17 protein-coding genes are annotated in these 19,013 nt (G+C 67.9%); 6 read left to right on the plus strand and 11 right to left on the minus strand.

Translation table 11 applies throughout. The features are described 5' to 3' along the window. Positions 1-160: Sua5/YciO/YrdC/YwlC family protein (locus HYU53_12825; GenBank protein MBI2222075.1), on the minus strand; the 160-nt coding region annotated here is incomplete at its 3' end. On the opposite strand from HYU53_12825, the gene HYU53_12830 reads away from it, so the two are divergent. Further along, on the plus strand, positions 152-1,471 hold the full coding sequence (locus HYU53_12830) for a cation:proton antiporter (protein ID MBI2222076.1): 1,320 nt from the start codon (positions 152-154) through the stop codon (positions 1,469-1,471). The genes HYU53_12825 and HYU53_12830 overlap by 9 nt on opposite strands. Here HYU53_12830 and HYU53_12835 read toward each other — a convergent pair. From HYU53_12835 to HYU53_12860, 6 genes are all read right to left on the minus strand, one after another. Further along, a complete protein-coding gene (locus tag HYU53_12835; protein ID MBI2222077.1) occupies positions 1,353-2,642 on the minus strand; it encodes an MFS transporter in 1,290 nt (429 codons plus the stop codon). The genes HYU53_12830 and HYU53_12835 overlap by 119 nt on opposite strands. Beyond that, positions 2,642-3,628: a class II fructose-bisphosphatase gene (glpX, locus tag HYU53_12840; protein MBI2222078.1), complete on the minus strand. Its 987-nt coding sequence runs from the start codon at positions 3,626-3,628 to the stop codon at positions 2,642-2,644. The genes HYU53_12835 and glpX overlap by 1 nt, the downstream gene beginning before the upstream one ends. An 11-nt stretch (positions 3,629-3,639) precedes the next feature. Continuing rightward, a complete protein-coding gene (locus HYU53_12845; GenBank protein ID MBI2222079.1) occupies positions 3,640-4,854 on the minus strand; it encodes an acyl-CoA dehydrogenase family protein in 1,215 nt (404 codons plus the stop codon). A 116-nt stretch (positions 4,855-4,970) separates the two neighbouring features. Further along, positions 4,971-5,774 (minus strand): SAM-dependent chlorinase/fluorinase, encoded by an 804-nt coding sequence (locus tag HYU53_12850; GenBank protein ID MBI2222080.1) that lies wholly within the window; start codon positions 5,772-5,774, stop codon positions 4,971-4,973. 7 nt (positions 5,775-5,781) lie between these two features. Further along, on the minus strand, positions 5,782-6,429 hold the full coding sequence (locus tag HYU53_12855) for a class I SAM-dependent methyltransferase (protein MBI2222081.1): 648 nt from the start codon (positions 6,427-6,429) through the stop codon (positions 5,782-5,784). Between the two features lie 72 nt (positions 6,430-6,501). Further along, positions 6,502-7,044, minus strand: coding sequence for a polymer-forming cytoskeletal protein (locus tag HYU53_12860; protein MBI2222082.1), 543 nt, complete (start codon positions 7,042-7,044; stop codon positions 6,502-6,504). A 143-nt stretch (positions 7,045-7,187) separates the two neighbouring features. On the opposite strand from HYU53_12860, the gene HYU53_12865 reads away from it, so the two are divergent. Both HYU53_12865 and mnmA read left to right on the plus strand, forming a co-directional pair. Continuing rightward, positions 7,188-8,369, plus strand: a complete 1,182-nt coding sequence (locus HYU53_12865; GenBank protein MBI2222083.1) for a cysteine desulfurase — start codon at positions 7,188-7,190, stop codon at positions 8,367-8,369. A gap of 4 nt (positions 8,370-8,373) precedes the next feature. Next, positions 8,374-9,438, plus strand: coding sequence for a tRNA 2-thiouridine(34) synthase MnmA (gene mnmA, locus HYU53_12870; protein ID MBI2222084.1), 1,065 nt, complete (start codon positions 8,374-8,376; stop codon positions 9,436-9,438). Here the strand turns inward: mnmA and trxB are convergent. From trxB to HYU53_12890, 4 genes are all read right to left on the minus strand, one after another. Beyond that, positions 9,396-10,385, minus strand: a complete 990-nt coding sequence (trxB, locus tag HYU53_12875) for a thioredoxin-disulfide reductase (protein ID MBI2222085.1) — start codon at positions 10,383-10,385, stop codon at positions 9,396-9,398. The genes mnmA and trxB overlap by 43 nt on opposite strands. Positions 10,386-10,425: 40 nt before the next feature. Further along, on the minus strand, positions 10,426-10,755 hold the full coding sequence (gene trxA / locus HYU53_12880; GenBank protein MBI2222086.1) for a thioredoxin: 330 nt from the start codon (positions 10,753-10,755) through the stop codon (positions 10,426-10,428). Continuing rightward, positions 10,742-12,190, minus strand: a complete 1,449-nt coding sequence (gene glgA / locus HYU53_12885; GenBank protein ID MBI2222087.1) for a glycogen synthase GlgA — start codon at positions 12,188-12,190, stop codon at positions 10,742-10,744. The genes trxA and glgA overlap by 14 nt, the downstream gene beginning before the upstream one ends. Before the next feature lie 145 nt (positions 12,191-12,335). Next, the gene (locus tag HYU53_12890; protein MBI2222088.1) at positions 12,336-14,735 is read right to left on the minus strand and encodes a sulfatase-like hydrolase/transferase; all 2,400 of its coding nucleotides are present in this window, start codon (positions 14,733-14,735) and stop codon (positions 12,336-12,338) included. A 208-nt stretch (positions 14,736-14,943) separates the two neighbouring features. On the opposite strand from HYU53_12890, the gene HYU53_12895 reads away from it, so the two are divergent. From HYU53_12895 to HYU53_12905, 3 genes are all read left to right on the plus strand, one after another. Next, complete coding sequence (locus tag HYU53_12895; GenBank protein MBI2222089.1) at positions 14,944-15,288, plus strand: hypothetical protein; 345 nt, start codon at positions 14,944-14,946, stop codon at positions 15,286-15,288. 21 nt (positions 15,289-15,309) lie between these two features. After that, positions 15,310-18,072, plus strand: a complete 2,763-nt coding sequence (locus HYU53_12900) for a TonB-dependent receptor (GenBank protein ID MBI2222090.1) — start codon at positions 15,310-15,312, stop codon at positions 18,070-18,072. Positions 18,073-18,141: 69 nt separating this feature from the next. Beyond that, positions 18,142-19,011, plus strand: a complete 870-nt coding sequence (locus HYU53_12905) for a formate dehydrogenase accessory protein FdhE (protein ID MBI2222091.1) — start codon at positions 18,142-18,144, stop codon at positions 19,009-19,011. The last annotated feature ends 2 nt before the right edge of the window (positions 19,012-19,013 follow it).

Genomic DNA, 19,013 nt, shown 5'->3' on the forward strand with positions numbered 1-19,013 from the left:
GTCCCTTGATGCGGAAGACGGCCTCCACCGCATCGGCGCGGCGGGGATCCGCCGCCAGGCCGTACAGCGTATCTGTCGGGTACGCGACGACCAGGCCGCGCCGCAGCGCGGCGATCGCGTCGGCAAGCGGGGAAACGATAAACTCTTCGCGATGGCTCATCCGCTGCAGGTCCTGCTCCTCATCACCATTATCGTCGCGACCGCGAAACTTGCGGGGGCTGCCTCACATCGCCTGCGGATGCCCGCCGTCTTCGGGGAAATTCTCATCGGCCTGCTGCTCGGCCCGACGCTCCTCGACATGCTCGGCTGGCCGATCTTTTCGCCGAGCGACGCGGGGCACGGGTCCGGCGCCATTCCACCGGTCCCGCTGCTCGGCCTCGTCCACGACCTCGCCCAGGTTGGCGTGATCCTGCTGATGTTCGTCGCCGGGCTCGAAACCGATTTGCTGGAAATGCGCCGCGTGGGGACCGTGGCATTCTGGTCCGCGGCGGGCGGCGTCGCGCTGCCGATGGCTGGCGGCGCGCTGACCGCACAGCTGTTCGGCCTGCCGATGTTCTGGGAAGGCATCTTCATCGGCACGATCCTCACGGCGACTTCGGTCAGCATCTCCGCTCAGACGCTGATGGAGCTCGGCGCGCTGCGCTCGCGCGAAGGAACCGCGATCCTCGGCGCCGCCGTCATCGACGACGTGATGGGGCTTCTCGTCCTGTCCGTGGTGGCGGCACTGGCGCGCGCCGGAGGGGACGCGGGAATCGCCAGCATCGGCGTGACGCTGATCAAACTGACGATCTTCTTTGTCATCGCCTGGTTCGCGGGACGCCTGTTCACGCCGGTCCTCCGCGCGGCCGAAGCGCTGGAGGTCAGCCAGGCGGTGCTGTCCGCCGTGCTGGTCGTGGCGTTCCTCTACGCGTGGGGCGCCGAGTACTTCGGCGGCGTGGCGGCGATCACCGGCTCGTACCTCGCGGGCTTGCTGTTCGCGCAGACCCGCTACAAAGGAGCGATCGACCGCGGGATCCATCCGCTGACCTACTCGGTCTTTGTCCCCGTGTTCTTTGTCAGCATCGGCCTCCAGGCCAACGCGCGCGAACTGGGGGCGCAGCTGTCGTTCGTGAGCCTGCTGATCGTGGTCGCCATCGTCGCCAAGGCGGCGGGTTGCGGTGTTGCGGCGCGCCTGGCGGGCTTCAACGCGCACGAGTCCGTGCGGGTCGGCGTGGGCATGATCTCGCGAGGCGAGGTCGGGCTGATCGTTGCGGGCTACGGCCTGACCAACGGGATCATCGGGCGCGACGTCTTCTCCGCGTCAGTCGTCATGGTGCTGGCCACGACGATGGTGACTCCCCCCCTGCTCAAGCTCACGTTCCCATCGCAACGCCTGCGCGAGGCGCCGGCCGTGGAGGAGACGATCGGGGGGCCGCCGGAGGAGATTGAAGGGCGGCACCCGGAGCACCCGGAGCACCTGACCCCCTCATGACTCTCCACACCACCCCGGCCAGCACCACCATCACCGCGCCGTCGATCGCGAACACGGCGCGGATGCTGGTGGCGCCGAGCGCGCCGCTCAGCATCGGGCTGACCGCGAGCGCGGTGAGCGAGGCTGTCGTCAGCAGCCCGAACCCGGCGCCGCCCGCTCCCGCCGGGATCATCCTTCCCGCGGACGAATAGGCCGTCGTCATCGCCACGCCGACGGCGATGCCGAACAGCGGCGTGACGACAAACAGCAGTTCGGCCGGGGGCGCGACGGCGTATGCCAGCGCCCCGGCGGCGGCGGCTGACGTCGCGCCGACGAGCAGCGTCCTCGCCGGCGCGCGTTGCAGCAGCCGGCCCGTCACGTGGTGCCCCAGGGCGGCCGCGAAGGCCGCCTCTGAAAACAGCACGCCGGCCACCAGGGGCACGCGCCCGGGCGCCACGCCGATCTGGCCGAGAAAGAGCGGCAGGATCGGGCCGAAACTGCGGTCGACCAGCTGCACGAGGAAGACCACGAGCATCAACAGCAGGAAGTGCTCGAACGCAATCAGGTCGCGGAACCGAACGGGGCCTTTCGGCCCGCTGCTGGCGCGGGAGGCCGGCGGCTGCTCGTGGTACAGCACGAACACGAGGACGAGCGCCACGGCGTAAAAGCACGCCGACACGAAAAACGCGTTCCGGATTCCGACCAGCTGCGCGACCACGCCACCGATCACGGGGCCGAGCGCGGGGCCCAGCCGCTGCGCCGTCTGCACGAAGCCGATCGCCGCGGCCGTCTTGCCCGGGGGCGCCGATTCGGCGGCCATCGTCAGGGTGAGCGCGCCGTAGCCGGCGAACAGCCCCTGCACCGCCCGCAGGGCGAACACGTGCCAGGGCTCCCGCACGTACGCCATCGCGCTCATGACGATCACGAAGCTGGCGAGCGACCGCTCGACCATGATCTTGCGGCCGAAGCGATCCGCGAGCCGGCCCCAGAGCGGCGAGAGCGCGGCCGTCAGCGCGGGCGTCACGCCAAGGCTCAGGCCGGACCACAGCGCGATCTCGCCGACGTCACGCAGGCCGAGTTCGTGGAAATAGAGAGGCAGGAACGGCATCACCAGCGTGAAGCCGGTGAAGCCGATGAAGCCGGCGGCAGTCGCGGCGAACAGGTTCTGCCGCCAGCTTCCGGCCTCCCGCATCAGAAGCGAACTTTCACGTCGTGGTCGGTGACGTGAATCGTGTCGATGAACCGGATGTGTTGCGGGTTCGACTGCATGATGACCGAGCTGGTGCGGGTTCCGTCGCCGAAGAACCGCACGCCTTTCATCAGCGTTCCGTCCGTCACGCCGGTTGCCGCGAAGATGATGGACTCGCCGGATGCCAGGTCGCGCGAGCGGTACACGCGCCTGAGGTCCTTGATCCCCATCGCGCGGCAGCGCTCTTCGTGCTCCGGCTTGCTGACCACCAGCCGCGCGAGGATTTCGCCGTTCAGGCAGCGCATCGCCGCGGCGGTGAGCACCCCCTCCGGGGCTCCCCCGGTTCCCATCACCGCGTGCACGCCGCTGCCCGCGACCGCAGCGGCAATCCCGGCCGACAGGTCGCCATCGGTGATGAGGCGAATGCGCGCCCCGGTCGCCCGGATGTCTTCAATCAGCTTTTCGTGCCGGGGGCGATCGAGCACGATCACCACCAGGTCGTCCACGTCGCGGGAGAGCGCCTTCGCGATCGCGTTCAGGTTGTCCTTCACGGGCGCGTCGAGGCTGACCACGTCCTTCGAGCTGGGCCCGACGACGAGCTTTTCCATGTACAGGTCGGGCGCATGCAGCAGCCCGCCCTCGTTGGATGCCGCGAGCACGGCGATCGCGTTCGGCGCGCCGGTCGCGCACAGGTTGGTGCCCTCGAGCGGGTCGACGGCGATGTCCACCTTCTTGAGGGTGCCGGTGCCCGCGCAGTTCTTCCCGTTCGCGGCACCGACCTTCTCGCCGATGTACAACATCGGCGCCTCGTCACGCTCACCCTCGCCGATGACGATCGTGCCGTCGATCGGCACCGTATCCAGCGCCGCGCGCATCGCTTCGACCGCCACCTGATCCGACTTGTGTCGATCCCCCTGGCCCATCGTATGGGCGCAGGCGATCGCCGCCTGTTCGACGACGTGCAGGAATCCGAGTGACAGATCCTTCATGGCGCCCTCCGTCAGCTTTTGACTGCCGACCGGTACGGCGGCAGCTCGCAACGCGTCGGGCGGTCGACGCGGTACCCCAGCACGTAATCGGCTTGCATCAGCTTGTGAATCTCGCGCGTGCCTTCATAGATGACGGCCCCCTTGCAGTTGCGGTAGAACCGCCCCACCGGGTACTCGTCCGAATAGCCGTTCGCGCCGTGGACCTGCACGGCGTCTCCCGCGGCGCGCTCCGAGGCGACGGTCGCGAACCACTTGGCGAGGCCGGTCTCGCGGGTGTTGCGGCGCCCCTGGTTCTTGAGGTACCCGGCCCGGAGCCAAAGCAGCCGCGCCGCCTGGTAGTCGGACTCCATCTGGGCGATCATTTCCTTCACCAGCTGGTGCTGCGCGATCTCGACGCCGAAGGTCTTCCGCTCCCTCGCGTACTTCGCGCTTGCATCGCGGCACGCCCGGATCAGCCCGGTGGCGCCGGCCGCGACGGTATAGCGCCCCTGGTCGAGCGCGAACATCGCGATCTTGAAGCCTTCGCCTTCGCGCCCCACGAGGTTTTCCCTGGGCACCTCGACCTCCTCCATCTTGAAGAAGCCGGTGTTGCCCGCGAGGATGCCCCACTTCTCCTTGAGCGTGCCGCTCGAGAACCCCTTGAACGCGCGCTCCACGAGGAACGCGCTGATGCCGGACGGATCGCGCTGTTTCTTCTTTTCGAGGTCTGACCAGGCGAACACCAGGAAGTTGTCCGCGACGTCGGCGAGCGAGATCCACATCTTCTCGCCGGTCAGCAGGTAGCGATCGCCCTTCCGAATCGCGACGGTCTGGATGCCGCGCGCGTCGCTCCCGGCCGAGGGCTCGGTGAGGCCGTAGGTGGCGATCTTCTGCCCGTGCGCCTGCGGCACGAGGTACCGCTGCTTCTGGTCTTCGGTGCCCCACGCGAGCAACGTCAGGGAGTTCAGCCCGGCGTGCACCGACATGATCACCCGCAGGGACGTGTCCACGTACTCGAGTTCCTCGCAGATCACGCCCAGGCTGACGTAGTCCATTCCCGCGCCGCCGTACTCGGCCGGCACGGGCGCGCCCAGCAGCCCCAGCTCCGCCATCTGCGGGAGCACGTTCGGGTCGAACCGGTGCTGGCGATCGAGTTCCTTGATGTGCGGCGCGACTTCCCGTGCCCCCCACTCGCGCACCGTCTGCTCGAGCAGGCGCTGTTCCTCGGTCAGGTCAAAATCCATCATGAATGCAGCCTTCCTCCCACGGACAATCGTTGATTCTAACCGCAGAACGCGCGGAATACGCAGAGGGCGCTTTGGGCCGGAGGTTCGGCGGATTCGGCGGGCTCCGCGGTGGATCGTCAGCTCTTGCGGATGGTGACGGCCGCGCCGCGCGCGACGACCAGGCGCTCGGCGGCGCTCGCGGCGTTGGCCGCCAGCTCGAGATGGTCGGTGCTGCCGAACAGCGCGCACACTTCGTCGGCCCCGATATCCGCGTAGGTGGCCACCAGCCGGCCGATGCGCTGCGAGCCGCGATCGGTCCGCACCTCGATCTGCACCGGCCCGCCGTTGACGAACTTCTCGAACGTGCGGCGGTCGATGTTCGTCACGGCGTTCCCGAAGCGATCCACGAGCAGCACCGCCCCGTGCAGCGCGTCGCCGGCCGTCTCCGGCCGCGCGATGTCCAGCTTCTGGTACTCGCCCACGGGCCGCCCGAGCGCCGCCAGTTGAATGCCCTTCGCCAGCCACGCGGCCGCGGGCGCAAACCGGTCCCGCCCTTCAAACGTGCGGCTGACCGTGGGGCGCGCATAGCGCCGCTCGGTCAGCTCCACCACCTTCTTCGGAGGGGCCTCCTGCAACACCGCCGTGAGGACGCCGTTGTCCGGCGCCACGAACCGGTAGTCGCCGGTGTCGGCGGCGAGCCCCCGCCGGGGCGAGCCCACCCCGGGATCGATGACGGTGAGGAAAACGGTGCCGGCGGGAAAGTACTTGTAGGACGCGGCGAGTTCCAGCGCCGCGGTCAGGACGTCATGCGGCGGAATGTCGTGCGAGATATCCACCACCGCCGCATCCGGGCAGATGCCCAGGATCACGCCCTTCATCGTGCCGGTGTAGTGATCGCGCAAACCGAAGTCGCTGAGCAGGGCGATCACGGGACGCGACATATCGATGCTATCTCTTCCGGAACACGATCTCCCGCGTATGTGTGAGCAGCAGGAACGAGTCTGACACGAGCAGCCCGTCGAACAGCCGAATGATATCGCGGTTCGGAAGGACCTGGCGTGGCACCGGGGTCGCCGGCCGCGTGCGATGCCGGAAATGCGTCTCGTCGGCGATGACGAACTTGGTGTACTGGCGCTGCTCCCCCTGGGCGTTCGCGAACAGCCCGAAGAGCGATCCGCCCGGGCGCATGACGCGCACGAGCTCGCGGGCGAACGCCTGCGCCGTCGCCCTGTCGAGAAAATCGAAGATGTCCCAGCAGAGCACGGCATCGACGCTGCCGTCCGCCTGCCGCAGCCGCGGCGGCAGGATCGCCGCCAGCTTCTCGCGGGTTCCCGCGCGCGCCTGGCGCTCGATCTCCGAAAACAGGTCCTCGACGTAAATCTTGCAGGCCGAACGGGCGGCGAAGAAGTCCACGTTCGATCCGACGATCGGCCCGGCGTCGACGATGGTCAGGTGCTCGCGCCCGCCGAGCGACGCAAGGAACTTCGGAAACGCCCGCGACGCCACGAGCGTTTCCGTCTCCGCAATCTGTTCGAGCGCGTCGTCGTCCGACGCGTCAGGACGCCGCGGGTTGCGGCGCAGCATGTCGGTGAGCACGGCAGAACCCCGAAAGGTGGCAGAAATCGGGCACTCCGATCGGGACGGCCGACCGTCCCGATCGGAAGAACCTTAGTGCTGGGTGACGGCCGCGGCCGGCGTCGGGCTGGCAACCGCGGGAACGTTGGCGGCCTTGGCTTCGTCTTTCCGCGGCTCGACCGGCTTGCCGGAGCGCTGCATGTCGATGCTGCCGCGGAAGTACGCCCCGTCCGCGATCGCCACACGCGGCGCGACGATGTCTCCCTCGACGGACCCGTGCTCGCGGATGTCGATCTTCTCGCTCGCGCTGACGTTGCCGTTCACCTTGCCGAGCACGACCACCGACTTGGCGAACACCTGTGCCTTGATGCGGGCATTGGGCCCGATGGTCAGCACGTTATCGCGCAGCTCGATCTTGCCATCCACCTGCCCTTCGATGGTCAGATCTTCGCTGCCGCTCAGTTCACCCTTGATGACGACCGATTTGCCGATGTTCACCGTCTCCCTCCCCGTCTGTCCGACTGGTTCGCTGACGTGCCGCGTCGGCGCCGCGCTCGTCGTTGGCGCCGGCGGCGGCTCGCCGGCCGGGCCCTGGCTGCCCGCGAAGGGGCGAGCCGGTTCGTCCTTCTTCCACATAGTTCCGATCTCCTGAATGTGAATCGCCGCAGGGTACCCGGCGCTTTCGGGGAGCAGTCCCGCGATCCTTGCACACTCCTGCTCCGCTGTCTAGTCCTTTTGTTGCTGAGACTTACAGCTAGTGTTACCATGAAGGGTCGGCCATGCCCTATTTCGACCATAACGCCACGACGCCGGTGCACCCCGAGGTCGCCGAGACCATGTCGCGGGTGCTGCGCGACGAGTTCGGCAACCCGTCGAGCGTGCACCGCTACGGGCAGCGGGCGAAAGCCATCCTGGACGACGCGCGGAGCGCGGTGGCGGCGCTCATCGGAGGGGATCCGTCGGAGATCGTGTTCACGAGCGGCGGAACCGAAGCCGACAACTTCGCGCTGCGCGGCGTCGCCGAAAGCCTCGAGCCGACCGGCCGCCGCCACCTCATCGCGAGCGCCATCGAGCACGAGGCCGTTTTGAACACGCTGAAGGCGCTCGCCAGGCGCGGCTGGAAGACGACGCTGCTCCCGGTCGACGCGCGCGGAATCGTCTCGCCCGAGGCGCTGCGCGCGGCCTTGATGGCGACGCCCGACCCCGTCGCGCTCGTGGCCGTGATGCACGCGAACAACGAGGTCGGGACCGTTCAGCCGATCGCGGAGCTGGCCGGGCTGGCCCACGAGCGCGGCGCGTTGTTCCACACCGACGCGGTCCAGTCGGCCGGCAAGGTGCCGGTGAACGTCGCGGACCTGGGCGTCGATCTCCTCGCGGTCTCAGCCCACAAGTTCAACGGGCCGAAAGGCGCTGGCGCGCTGTGGATCCGGCGCGGCACGCGCATGACGGCGCACCTCACGGGCGGCCGCCACGAGCGCAACCGGCGCGCCGGCACGGAGAATGTCGCCGGCATCGCCGGCCTGGGTGCCGCGGCCCTTCTCGCGCGAGAGAAAATGGCGGCCGGCGCGCGCGAGCTTGCCGCGTTGCGCGACCGCCTGGAGGCCGGCGTCCTCGGCCGCGTCCCCGGGACGGCGGTCAACGGCGATATCGCCTCGCGCGTCCCGAACACGACGAACATCAGCTTCGACGGCATCGAGGCGGAATCGCTGCTCATCGCGCTGGACCTCGAAGGATTCGCGGTGTCGACCGGGTCGGCCTGTTCCTCGGGCGCGCTCGAGCCGTCGCACGTCCTGCGCGCGATGGGACTGCCGGCGCACCGCACGCAGAACTCGATTCGTTTCAGCCTCGGGCTCGGGAACACCGAGGCGGAGGTCGATCAGCTGCTGGCGGCGCTGCCGCCGATTGCCGAAAAGCTCCGCTCGTTGACGCGTGGCGCGTCGCGCGCGGCGCGCGGCACATAGCACCATGAGAATCGTCGTCGCGATGTCCGGCGGCGTGGACTCGTCGGTGGCCGCGGCGCTTCTCACGGAAGCGGGCCACGAGGCTATCGGCCTGTCCATGCAGCTGTACGACCAGCGCGCGGAGGGAGGGGCCGGCTTCGGCACGTGCTGCACGCTTGACGATCTCTCCGACGCGCGCCGCGTCGCGCGCGCCATCGGCATTCCCCACTACATCGTGAACTTCGAGCGCGAGTTCAACGACGAGGTCATCTCCAACTTCGTGCGCGAGTACGTCGCCGGGCGCACGCCGATCCCGTGCGTGCGCTGCAACAGCGGCCTGAAGTTCTCGACGCTGCTCGAGCGCGCCGAAGGGTTCGGCGCGGATCGCGTGGCCACCGGGCACTACGCGCGCGTCGATCGCCGGCCGGACGGGCGCGTGCGGCTGCTCCGCGGGCGGGATCGCGGCAAGGACCAGTCCTACTTCCTCTTCTCGCTCACGCAGGCGCAGCTTGCGCGGGCCGACTTCCCGGTCGGGGCGCTGCGGAAGGATGACGTGCGCGAGCACGCACGCCGCCTGGGGCTCCTGGTTTCGGAGAAGAAGGACAGCTACGAGATCTGCTTCGTGCCGGACAACGACTACGCGGGTTTCGTGGAGCGCCACGCGGCGGGCACGCTCGGCCCCGGGCTGATCGCCGATCGCGACGGCCACGTGCTGGGACGTCATGGCGGCACGCACCGCTTCACGATCGGACAGCGGAAGGGGCTCGGCATCTCCGCCGCCATCCCGCTCTACGTCGTGGACATCCAGCCGGCGAACCGCACGGTGGTCGTCGGGCCCCGCAGCGCGCTCGAGCGTGCGGCGTTCACCGCCTCAACGGTCAACTGGATCGAGGGGGCGCCGCCCGCGGCGCCCATCCGCGCCGACGTGCAGATTCGTTACCGCCACCGCGAGGCGCCGGCCACGATCACCCCGCTCGACGGGGCGCGCGCGCGCGTCGAGTTCGACGACCCGCAGCCCGCCATCACGCCGGGACAGGCGACGGTCTTCTATGACGGCGACGAAGTCGTCGGTGGAGGATGGATCGACTGACCGGCAACCTGCAATGACTCGGACTCGGGGAGCCCCTCGAGATAGCGTTCAGCGTCAATCGCCGCCATGCAGCCCGTGCCGGCGGCCGTGATCGCCTGCCGGTACACGTGATCCTGCACATCGCCGCACGCGAACACCCCCGGGATGTTCGTCTGCGTCCCGGAGCGCGTGAGGATGTAGCCGTTCTCGTTCATGTCGATCTGGCCTTCGAACAGCTTCGTGTTCGGCGTATGGCCGATCGCGACAAACAGGCCGTCGATCGCCAGCTCCTTGCGCGCGCCGGTCTTCAGGTTGCGCAACACGGCGGCCGTCACCGCTTTTTGTGACGGGTCCTTGATCTCCTCGACAACCGAGTCCCACTCGAAGGAGATCTTCCCGTGCGCGAGCGCCTTGTCCTGCATCACCTTCGATGCGCGCAGCGCGTCGCGGCGGTGAACCAGCGTCACGTGCGACGCGAACTTCGTCAGGAAGAGCGCCTCCTCGATCGCCGTATCGCCGCCGCCGACGACGGCAATCGGGCGACCCTTGAAGAAGAACCCGTCGCACGTCGCGCAGCTCGAGACGCCGTGCCCCATCAGCGCGCGCTCGGAGTCGAGCCCCAGCCACCGCGCCGAGGCGCCGGTCGCGATGATGAGCGTCCGGCACTGGTATTCCTGCTCGCCGGCCTTCACGACGAACGGATGCCGTCGCAGGTCCACCGACGTCACGTTGCCGGTCCGGATCTCCGCGCCGAAGCGCTCGCTCTGCGCGCGCATCTCGGTCATCAGCTCGGGCCCCATGATGCCGTCGCGGAAGCCCGGGAAGTTCTCGACGAGCGTGGTCAGCATCAGCTGTCCGCCGGCTTCGAGGCCTTCGACGACCAGGGGGTTGAGGTTGGCGCGGGCGCTGTACAGGGCCGCCGTCAGGCCGGCCGGCCCCGTACCGATGATGATGACGTTGCGAAGCATATGGGATGTGGTCCGGGGGACGACCGGCCCGTGCGACATGTTACACGTACTTGTCGATGATCTTCTTCAGCCGGTCCTTCTCCGCGAGGCCGACCACCTGCTCCACCATCTGCCCCCCGTTGAACAGCAGGAGCGTGGGAATGCCGCGGATGTTGAACTTCTCGGCCGTCGCCGGGTTCTCGTCCACGTTCAGTTTCCCGACCGTCACCTTGCCCTGGTATTCGTCGGCGAGCGCGTCCACGGTCGGGGCCAGGCGCCGGCAGGGACCGCACCACTCCGCCCAGAAGTCGACGAGCACCGGGGTCTGCGCCTGCCTGACCGTGTTGTCGAAATCGCCGTCGGTAAAGACCTTCACCTTATCGGATGCCATCGAGCCGTCTCCTCAAGTTCCTGTACACTTTGACGTACTCCCGGGCCGAAACGTCCCAGGAGAAGTCCTGGCGCATCCCCGCGAGCTGGAGGGCGCGCCATTTCTTCCGATCCCCAAACAGCTTCAGCGCGCGCTTCACGGTCCGGACCAGCGCCTGCGGCGTGTATTCGGAGAACTTGAACCCCGTTCCACGCCCGCTCCGCTCGTTGTAGTTGACCACCGTGTCGTCCAGCCCGCCGGTGGCCCGCACGAGCGGCACCGTGCCGTAGCGCAGGCTGTACATCTGGTTCAGGCCGCACGGCTCGAAGCGCGAGGGCATCAGGAACATGTCGGCGCCCCCCTCCACCAGATGCGCGGCCTTCTCGTCGAAACCGATCCGCACTCCCACGCGGTTCGGGTGCTCGGTGGCGAGCCGTTCCCACAGCTCCTCGTAGCGTCGCTCGCCGTTGCCGAGCAGGACGTAGGTCGCATCGAGCTTGAGCAGGGCCTCTGCCGCCTGCGCGATCAAATCGAATCCCTTTTGATCCGTGAGCCGCGAGACCATGCCGATGACCGGCCGATCGAGCGCCGCGGCTTCAGACGGCAGGCGGAACATCCGGAGCAGCGCCGCCTTGGCCTTGAGCTTGCCGGAGAGATCCTCGGCGCTGAACGCCGCGGGAAGATGCGGATCGCGCTCGGGGTTCCACTGCTCGACGTCGATGCCGTTGAGAATCCCGGACAGCGCGTCCTTGCGCGCGGCGAGAACGCCGTCGAAGCCGAAGCCGTACTCGCCGGTGAGAATTTCCTTGGCGTACCGCGGGCTGACCGTCGTCACCCAGTCGCTGAAGTTGATGCCGGCCTTCAGGTAACTCGCGCGCCCCCAGTATTCGATTCCCTCCGTCGTGAACAGATGCCGCGGCACGTCGATTCGTGACAGCACGTCAGCGGAAAACAGTCCCTGGAAGGCCAGGTTGTGGATCGTAAACACGCAGGGGCGTCCGGCGATCCGCTCGTAACCGGCGTAGTGAGTTCTCGCGTAGAGCGGCACCAGCCCGCACTGCCATTCGTGCGCGTGCAGAACGTCGAACTCGCGGTCGGCGAGGTGGGCCGCGTAGTCGAGCGCGGCGCGCGACAGCACGGCGAAACGCTCGGCGTTGTCCGGGTAGTCCTGCGCGTTCGGGCCGTACAGGTGTTCGCGGTCGTAGAGTTTGGCGTTCTCGACGAACACGAAGCGGACATGTGGCCCGGCCGCGAGCGCGCTGAAGCCGACCGGGACCGCGCGCCCGCCGCCAACCAGTTCCCGGCTGCCGATGGCGTCTCCCCCGTCGACACCGCGATAGCGCGGCAGCACCACCGTGACGTCGTGCCCGAGGCGCGCCAGCGCGCGCGGGAGCGAGCTGGCCACATCGCCCAGCCCGCCGGTCTTGGCAAAGGGAGTCGCCTCGGGGACGACCATCAGGACGTTCAGCGGCGGGCCATTTTCGGCCTTGGGCTTGCGGCCTCTGGGCTTGACCGTGGTCCGGCCGGCCGGCGTGGGGCCTTTGGCCTTGACCGGGGCCTGGCCAACCGTCGACGAGCTCTTCGGCGGCGCGGGCATCCACTCAATGTAGCACCGGTGGACGTCCTCTGGCTCGGCCGGGCCAGGGCTGCCGCAACCGCGCCTCGAGTTGCCGCCCCAGCGCGGCGGCACGCTCGGCATCGCGGTGCCGCCCCATCCGGTTGTAGATGTCCGCAATGACGTAGTGCCCGAGGGGAGCCAGCGGCGAGCGCGGGTCGAGCGAGAGTCCCTTCCTGGCGAGGTCGAGCGCTTCGGGCAGTCTGCCGTCCTGGAGGTACAGCCGTGCCAGGACGACATGCCCCTCGGCAAAGCCGGGATTCGCGCCGATGGCCCGTTTCAGGGCATCGACCTGGAGCTGGCGCCTGCCGGACTCCTCGTACAGGCGCGACAGGTTGAAGGCGGCCTTGTAGCTGTCCGGGTGATGTTCCAGCTCGCGCTTGTATTCGGCCTCCGCCGTGGCACGGTCGCCCCGCTCTTCGGCCAGCAGCGCCAGGTTGTAGTGCGCGAGGCGGACGTCCTTCTTGATCTCGAGCGCGGTCCGGATCTGGCGCTCCGCCGCCGCGATGTCGCCGCGCGTGAAGGCGATCGCGCCGAGCGCGTTGTGCGCCGCCGCCACGCGCTTGTCGAGATCGAGGGCCGCCTTGAAGTTCTCCTCGGCCTTCTCGATGTCGCCGCGATCCATGTAGATCTCGCCGACCTGGTAGCGGACGTTCGCGTTCTTCGGGTCGATCGACAGGTATCGCTCGTAACCGGTCAGCGCGGCCTCGTCGCGCCCCAGCTTCCGGTACGCGTTGGCCATGTTGATGACCGCCAGGTCGTAGTCCGGCTTCAACTCGAGCGCGCGCGCGAAATACTTGATGGCCTCCTGGAACCGGCCGACCTTGTAGTACGCGTTGCCCAGGTTGAACCACGCGTCAATCACCTTGGGGTCTTCGGCAATCACCTTGTTGAGCATCGCGGCGACCCGCTCGAAAGAATTCTCTTCCGACGCGATCTCGCGGGCCTCGGTGATCATGTTGAAGAGCGCGATCTTGTCTTTCGGGTCGGCGCGATCGGCCGTCGTGCTCCCCACGGTTGCGACAAACGATCCGACGTAGCCGAGTGCGGCGAGCCGCGCGCGCGCATCGGGATCCACCTCTGGCGCCGCCTGCGCGGCCGCCGCGGCGCGCGCCTCCCCCGACTCGCGCTCGCGCAGCCGCCCGAGCATCGCGTCCGCCACGCTCCTCCGGGCGGCGTACAGGTCGTTTGTCTCGTGCGGATCCTTGTCGAGGTCGTAGAGCTCGGGCCGCGGCGCGTCGATGACCTTGTACTGCCCCGCACGCCACGCCCGCAGTTCGCTCCAGCCGAAATGGTGCAGCGGGTAGAGCGCCTCGGCGTAGCCCTCCAGATCGAGCGTCCGGCGCGCGCCCGTCATCAGCGGGGCGAGGCTGACGCCGGCGAGTCCCGCCGGGGGCCTTATTCCCAGCAGGTCGACAACCGTCGGGAACAGGTCCACCGTGCGCACCGGATCGGCCACGCGCCGCCCGCCGCGCGTCAGCTCGAACGGGGCGCGAATGATGAATGGCACGCGCTGCGTGCTCTCGTAGATGAAGAACCCGTGCGTCCCCTCGCCGTGCTGGTTCAGGCTCTCGCCGTGATCGCCCATCACCGCGACGATCGTCCGATCCAGCAGGTGGTTCGCCTCGAGGAACGCGATCACCCGCGCGACCTGCGCGTCGGTAAAGGCAATCGCGCCGCTGTACGGCCGCTCGGCGTACCGCGATCTGAACGGCTCGGGAGATTCGTACGGCGAGTGCGGGTCGTAAAAGTGCAGCCAGGCAAAGAACGGCTTGTCTTTTACCGTCTCGAGCCACGGCAGTGCCCGGTCCACCACTTCGTTGCCGGGCCGCTTCACGTCCCCGACGCCAAACCCGCCCTTGATCCGGGACAGGTCGAAATCGTCCACGTACGTCTCGAAGCCGCTGTTCAGCCCCCATTTGCCGTCGAGCACGTACGCGCCAACCACCGCGCCCGTTCGAAAGCCGCGCGCCTTCAGGAAGCTCGCCAGGGTCAATTGCTTCGGCGACAGGAAGAACCCGCCGTTGTCCCTGACGCCGTGCTCCGGCGGGAACTGCCCCGTGAAAATGCTGCTGTGCGACGGGAGCGTCAGCGGCGCCGTCGCCATCGCCTGCTCGAAGAGGACCCCTTCGTCGGCCAGCCGGTCGAGCGCCGGCGTTTCGATCTCCCTGAACCCGTAGGCGCCCAGCCGGTCTGCCCGCGTCGTGTCCAGGGTGATGACCAGCAGGTTCAGCCGAGCGCGGGACACGCCGCGCGGCAGAGTACCAAGGTCTGTCCCGGCGGCGGCGGAATGCGAACGCGGCTGCCACAGCCAGAAGGCGCCGGCGGCCACCGCCAGGAGGAATGCCAGCGCGCCAGCGCGGAGGCCGGGTTTCTCACGGAACACGCTCCATCGTCACTCGCTTCCGGCGGCTGCGTCAACGGCACGGATCGAACAAACCGTAGCGTCTACGACGAATTGGATCCGGTTCGGCTGAGCAACGCGCGGGCCGACGAATTCTGGGCGCAATCTGGCCGGGTTTTGTTAGACTCCCGCTGGCACAGCGTGTGCGAACCCGACACCGTCCTGCCCTTTTTTCAAGGAGGAGCACAAGGTGACAGTCAGGCTTTCTCAATGGCGCGGCGCACTCCCACGGGCCGTGCTGCTCGCAGCCGCCGTGACGCTGATTCCGCTGCCGGTCCTGGCGGACGCCAGCCAGCCGGCGCCGCAGACGATCAGGGGCTCCATCGCGAAGGTTGTCGCCCGCGAGGTTGCCGCCTCCAGTCCGGCGCGTGCTGCCGGCCAGGAGCGCGGAGCGGCCGACACGTCGCAACTCGAGACCCGGTCCTTCTTCAAGACGCCGGCGGGCATCATCTGCCTTGCCGTCGTTGGTGCGGGTACGGCGTACGCGCTGTACGCCGCGAAGAACGACCGCATCCACTCGGTGGCACGAAAGTAGACGGGACGAGGAGAGATGAGCATGAGACGCATTTGGATAGGCGCCCTCCTTGTCATCTTCGGCGCCCTCGCCGGCACCGCCAGCGCGCAGACGCTGACGGGCACCGTCACCGGCACGGTCGTCGACGAGCAGGGGGCGGTTCTTCCGGGCGTGACCGTGACGCTGACCGGCAGGACCGGCGCTCAGACGCAGGTCGCCGACGCACACGGCGAGTACCGGTTTGTCGGCGTCACGCCCGGCGAGTACACCCTCAGGGCGGAACTCGAGGGGTTCAGGATCAAGCAGGAACAGACGTTTCCGCTCAGCATCGGCCAGACCGCCGAGTTCAGGCTGACCATGGTGGTTGGCGGGCTCACCGAATCGGTGGACGTCGTCGCGCAGTCCGTGATGATCGACACCGCGTCGGCCAAGACCGACACGAACATGTCGCAGTCCCTGCTCTTCAGCATGCCGATCTCGCACAACAATCCGGGGCCGAACATCGTGAACTACTCGCCCGGGATCAACAGCGGCTCGGCATTCGGCGGCGCATCGGACGGCGCGAACGCGCTGATGCTCGACGGCGTGGACACCCGCGACCCGGAAGGGGGCACGTCGTGGGCGTTCTACAACTACAACATCATCGATGAGATCCAGGTCGGCAGCCTGGGTCAGCCGGCCGAATACGGCGGCTTCACCGGCGCGATCGTCAACACGATCACCAAGTCGGGCGGCAACCGCTTCGCGGCGCTCGCGGAATACCGTTACAGCTCGGACAATTTCTCGAGCAGCAACGTGACCGACGACCTGCTCGCGAAGAACGCCACGCTCGGCACGCCGGTGAAGATCCTGAAATACAAGGATTACACCGTGCAGCTCGGCGGCCCGATCAAGAAGGACAAGATATTCTTCTTCGCGAGCACGCAGCGGTACGAAATTTCGCAATACCGGCCGCCGGTGCGGACCGAGGTCAGCCCGCGCTTCAATATCAAGTTCACCAACCAGCTCACGTCGACCGACAACCTGGTCGCCGCGCTGCAGTACGACCAGTACAACCAGACGGGCCGAACGGGCCTGATCCCCGGCTACGCCGTGAGCAATCACGACCAGACGATCGATCAGGACTCCCCGGAGTACGTCTGGAACCTGTCCTACCGGAAAGTGTTTGGCGGGACGTCGTTCCTCGAGGCCAAGTACATCGGCTGGTGGGGCTACTACGACCTGAACCCGGTCAGCCCGGGGCCAACACACTTCGACGGCGAAACCTCGGCGTACTCGGGCGGCGCCGGGTACACGGGCCTCTACGACCGCACGCGCAATCAGGCGAACGTGTCGTTCTCGACCTACGCCGAAGCGGCCGGCCGCCACAACTTCAAGTTCGGCATCGAGTTCGAGCGCAGCACGATTCGCGATCGCTTCGTGTACTCCGGTGCGACCACCGCGGCGCCCACCGGGGTCTTCTACTACGACTACGGCGGCCCCTACATCGCGTACGGCTACTCGTACGACCTGAAGGGCACGAACAAGCGAGAGTCGTTCTACGCGCAGGACCAGTGGAAGGTCGGGCGGCTCACCGCCAACATCGGGCTGCGGTTCGACAACATCCGGGGCGAGGCCTCGACGCTGGGCGAAGACCTGTACGACACCAAGTCCTGGGGCCCGCGCCTGGGCGCCGCGTACGACCTGACGGGCAGCGGCAAGTCGGTCGCGCGCGCGTTCTGGGGGCAGCTCTACGAGGGCGCGGTCTTCGCCTCGTGGAGCCGGGCCGTACCCGGGATGACGCCGTTCAGGATCTACGAGGTGGGCCCGAACTGGAGCTCGCTGTCGCTCATCGACGAGAGCGACCGCCAGTACTCGGTGGGCGACGATCTCAAGCACCCGCGGGTGGATGAGTTCAACGCGTCGTTCGAGCAGTTGATCGGGAACCAGTTCAAGGTGACCGTCACCGGCATCGCGCGCGACTGGAAGAACTTCATCAACTCGGTGCTGGACGACGGGATCTGGACGCCGTTCACCTACACGCCGACGCCGGCCACGCAGGCGGGCGTGAAGGCCATCGGCGCCCCGGTCACGCTGTACCGGTGGGCGAACCCGACCAGCGTGCCGCGCTTCACGATCAGGAACACCGACCAGGTGTCGTACCGCCTGTCGGACGGCAGCACGCTGGTGGCGCCGGAAGCCTACCGGAAGTACCGCGGGTTGATGATCGTCCTGCAGAAAGCGCTCACCCACCGGTGGCAGGCGCAGCTGTCGTACGTCCTGTCGAAGACGACCGGGACCATCAACAACAGCACCTACGCCGGTTTCTCGAGCGGCCAGTTCGAAACGCCGAACGGCATCGTCGTGAACTCCGGCGGGCGCACGGCCTTCGACCGCAGGCACGAGGTGAAGCTGTTTGCCTCGTACCAGATTCCGAAGGCGGAGGTGCTCCTGAGCGGATACGTCCGGTACCTCTCCGGCGCGCCCTACACGGCGGTGTCACGCCTGTCGGGCGGCCGGTTCTTCAACTGGCCGAGTTCGCTCACGATCAATATCGAGCCGCTCGCCAGCAACATGAACGACAGCAACACCAACGTCGATCTGCGGCTCGAGAAAGTGTTCGACTTCGGGATTCACCGGTTCGGCATCTACGCGGACCTCGAGAACGCGTTCAACACGGCCGTCGTCACGGCCCGCGTGACGCGGTATCCGTCCGAGACGCTGACCAATCCGCAGACGGGCGACTCGGTCAGGGTGTGGTTCGGCGATCCCCGTAATCTCAACCAGGGAAGGCAGGTCACGCTGGCCGCTCGCTGGAGCTTCTAGGAGGAACAAGCGCACGCGGCCGGCTCTCCGTACGGGGCCGGCCGCGTGAAGCGATAAAATCTACCCACCGTGACCGACCACAGGCCCGCCTCGCGCGGGCGCCCCGAGTCGCGCGAAGTCGTCGAGCTGACGCACCTCAAGGACGCGCATCCCGAGCTCGAGGCCGCCGCGACGCTCCAGATAGAACTGCTGCAACTCCAGCGACGGGTCCAGGGGCGCGTGCCGCTGCCCACCGTGCACCTGGACGCGGAAGAAATCCAGCGGCACGTCCGCGACGGCCGGCCGATCCTCCGCTTCGAGCACCTGCCGCTCAATTGGAGCGATTTCCGGTTCATGCTGCGCGAAACGGCGGCCACATTGCTCCGGCACGACGCGATCGAAGACGAGGAAGTCCGGCGCGTGGATACGCTCGCGCGCGACGGGAACGCGCTCGAGCCGGTCGTGCAGCGCTGGTTCGCCGCCATCTCGGCGCCAAGCGCCACCTCCGCACCCGCGGCATCGGCCGACGCGGAGACCGCGGGCCTGGATCACGTCTTCACGCTGGCGATGCGTCCTTTCCTGGTGCGCTGCGCGGAAGCGACGCAGTCGCGGCTCGATCTGTCGTCGTGGAGCTGGGGTTACTGCCCGGTGTGCGGCGGCGAGCCGGAATTCGCGGCGATCACGCCGGCAGCCGACCGCCTGCTGGTTTGTGGCCGCTGCACGGCGCGCTGGAAGTTCGATCCGATGACGTGCCCTTACTGCGGCAACAACGACCGCACGCGCATTACATCGTTCGCGAGCCGCGATGGGATGTACCGGATTGCCGCCTGCGACGTGTGCACGCGGTATCTCAAGGCGCACGACGGCCGCCGCGCGTCCCGCCCTCTCATGCTGCCGGTGGATACGGTCGCCACGCTGCCGCTCGACGCGGCGGCGATGCAGAAGGGATACAAGGCGTAGAT

The organism is Acidobacteriota bacterium (assembly GCA_016184105.1).
GTDB lineage: Bacteria > Acidobacteriota > Vicinamibacteria > Vicinamibacterales > 2-12-FULL-66-21 > JACPDI01.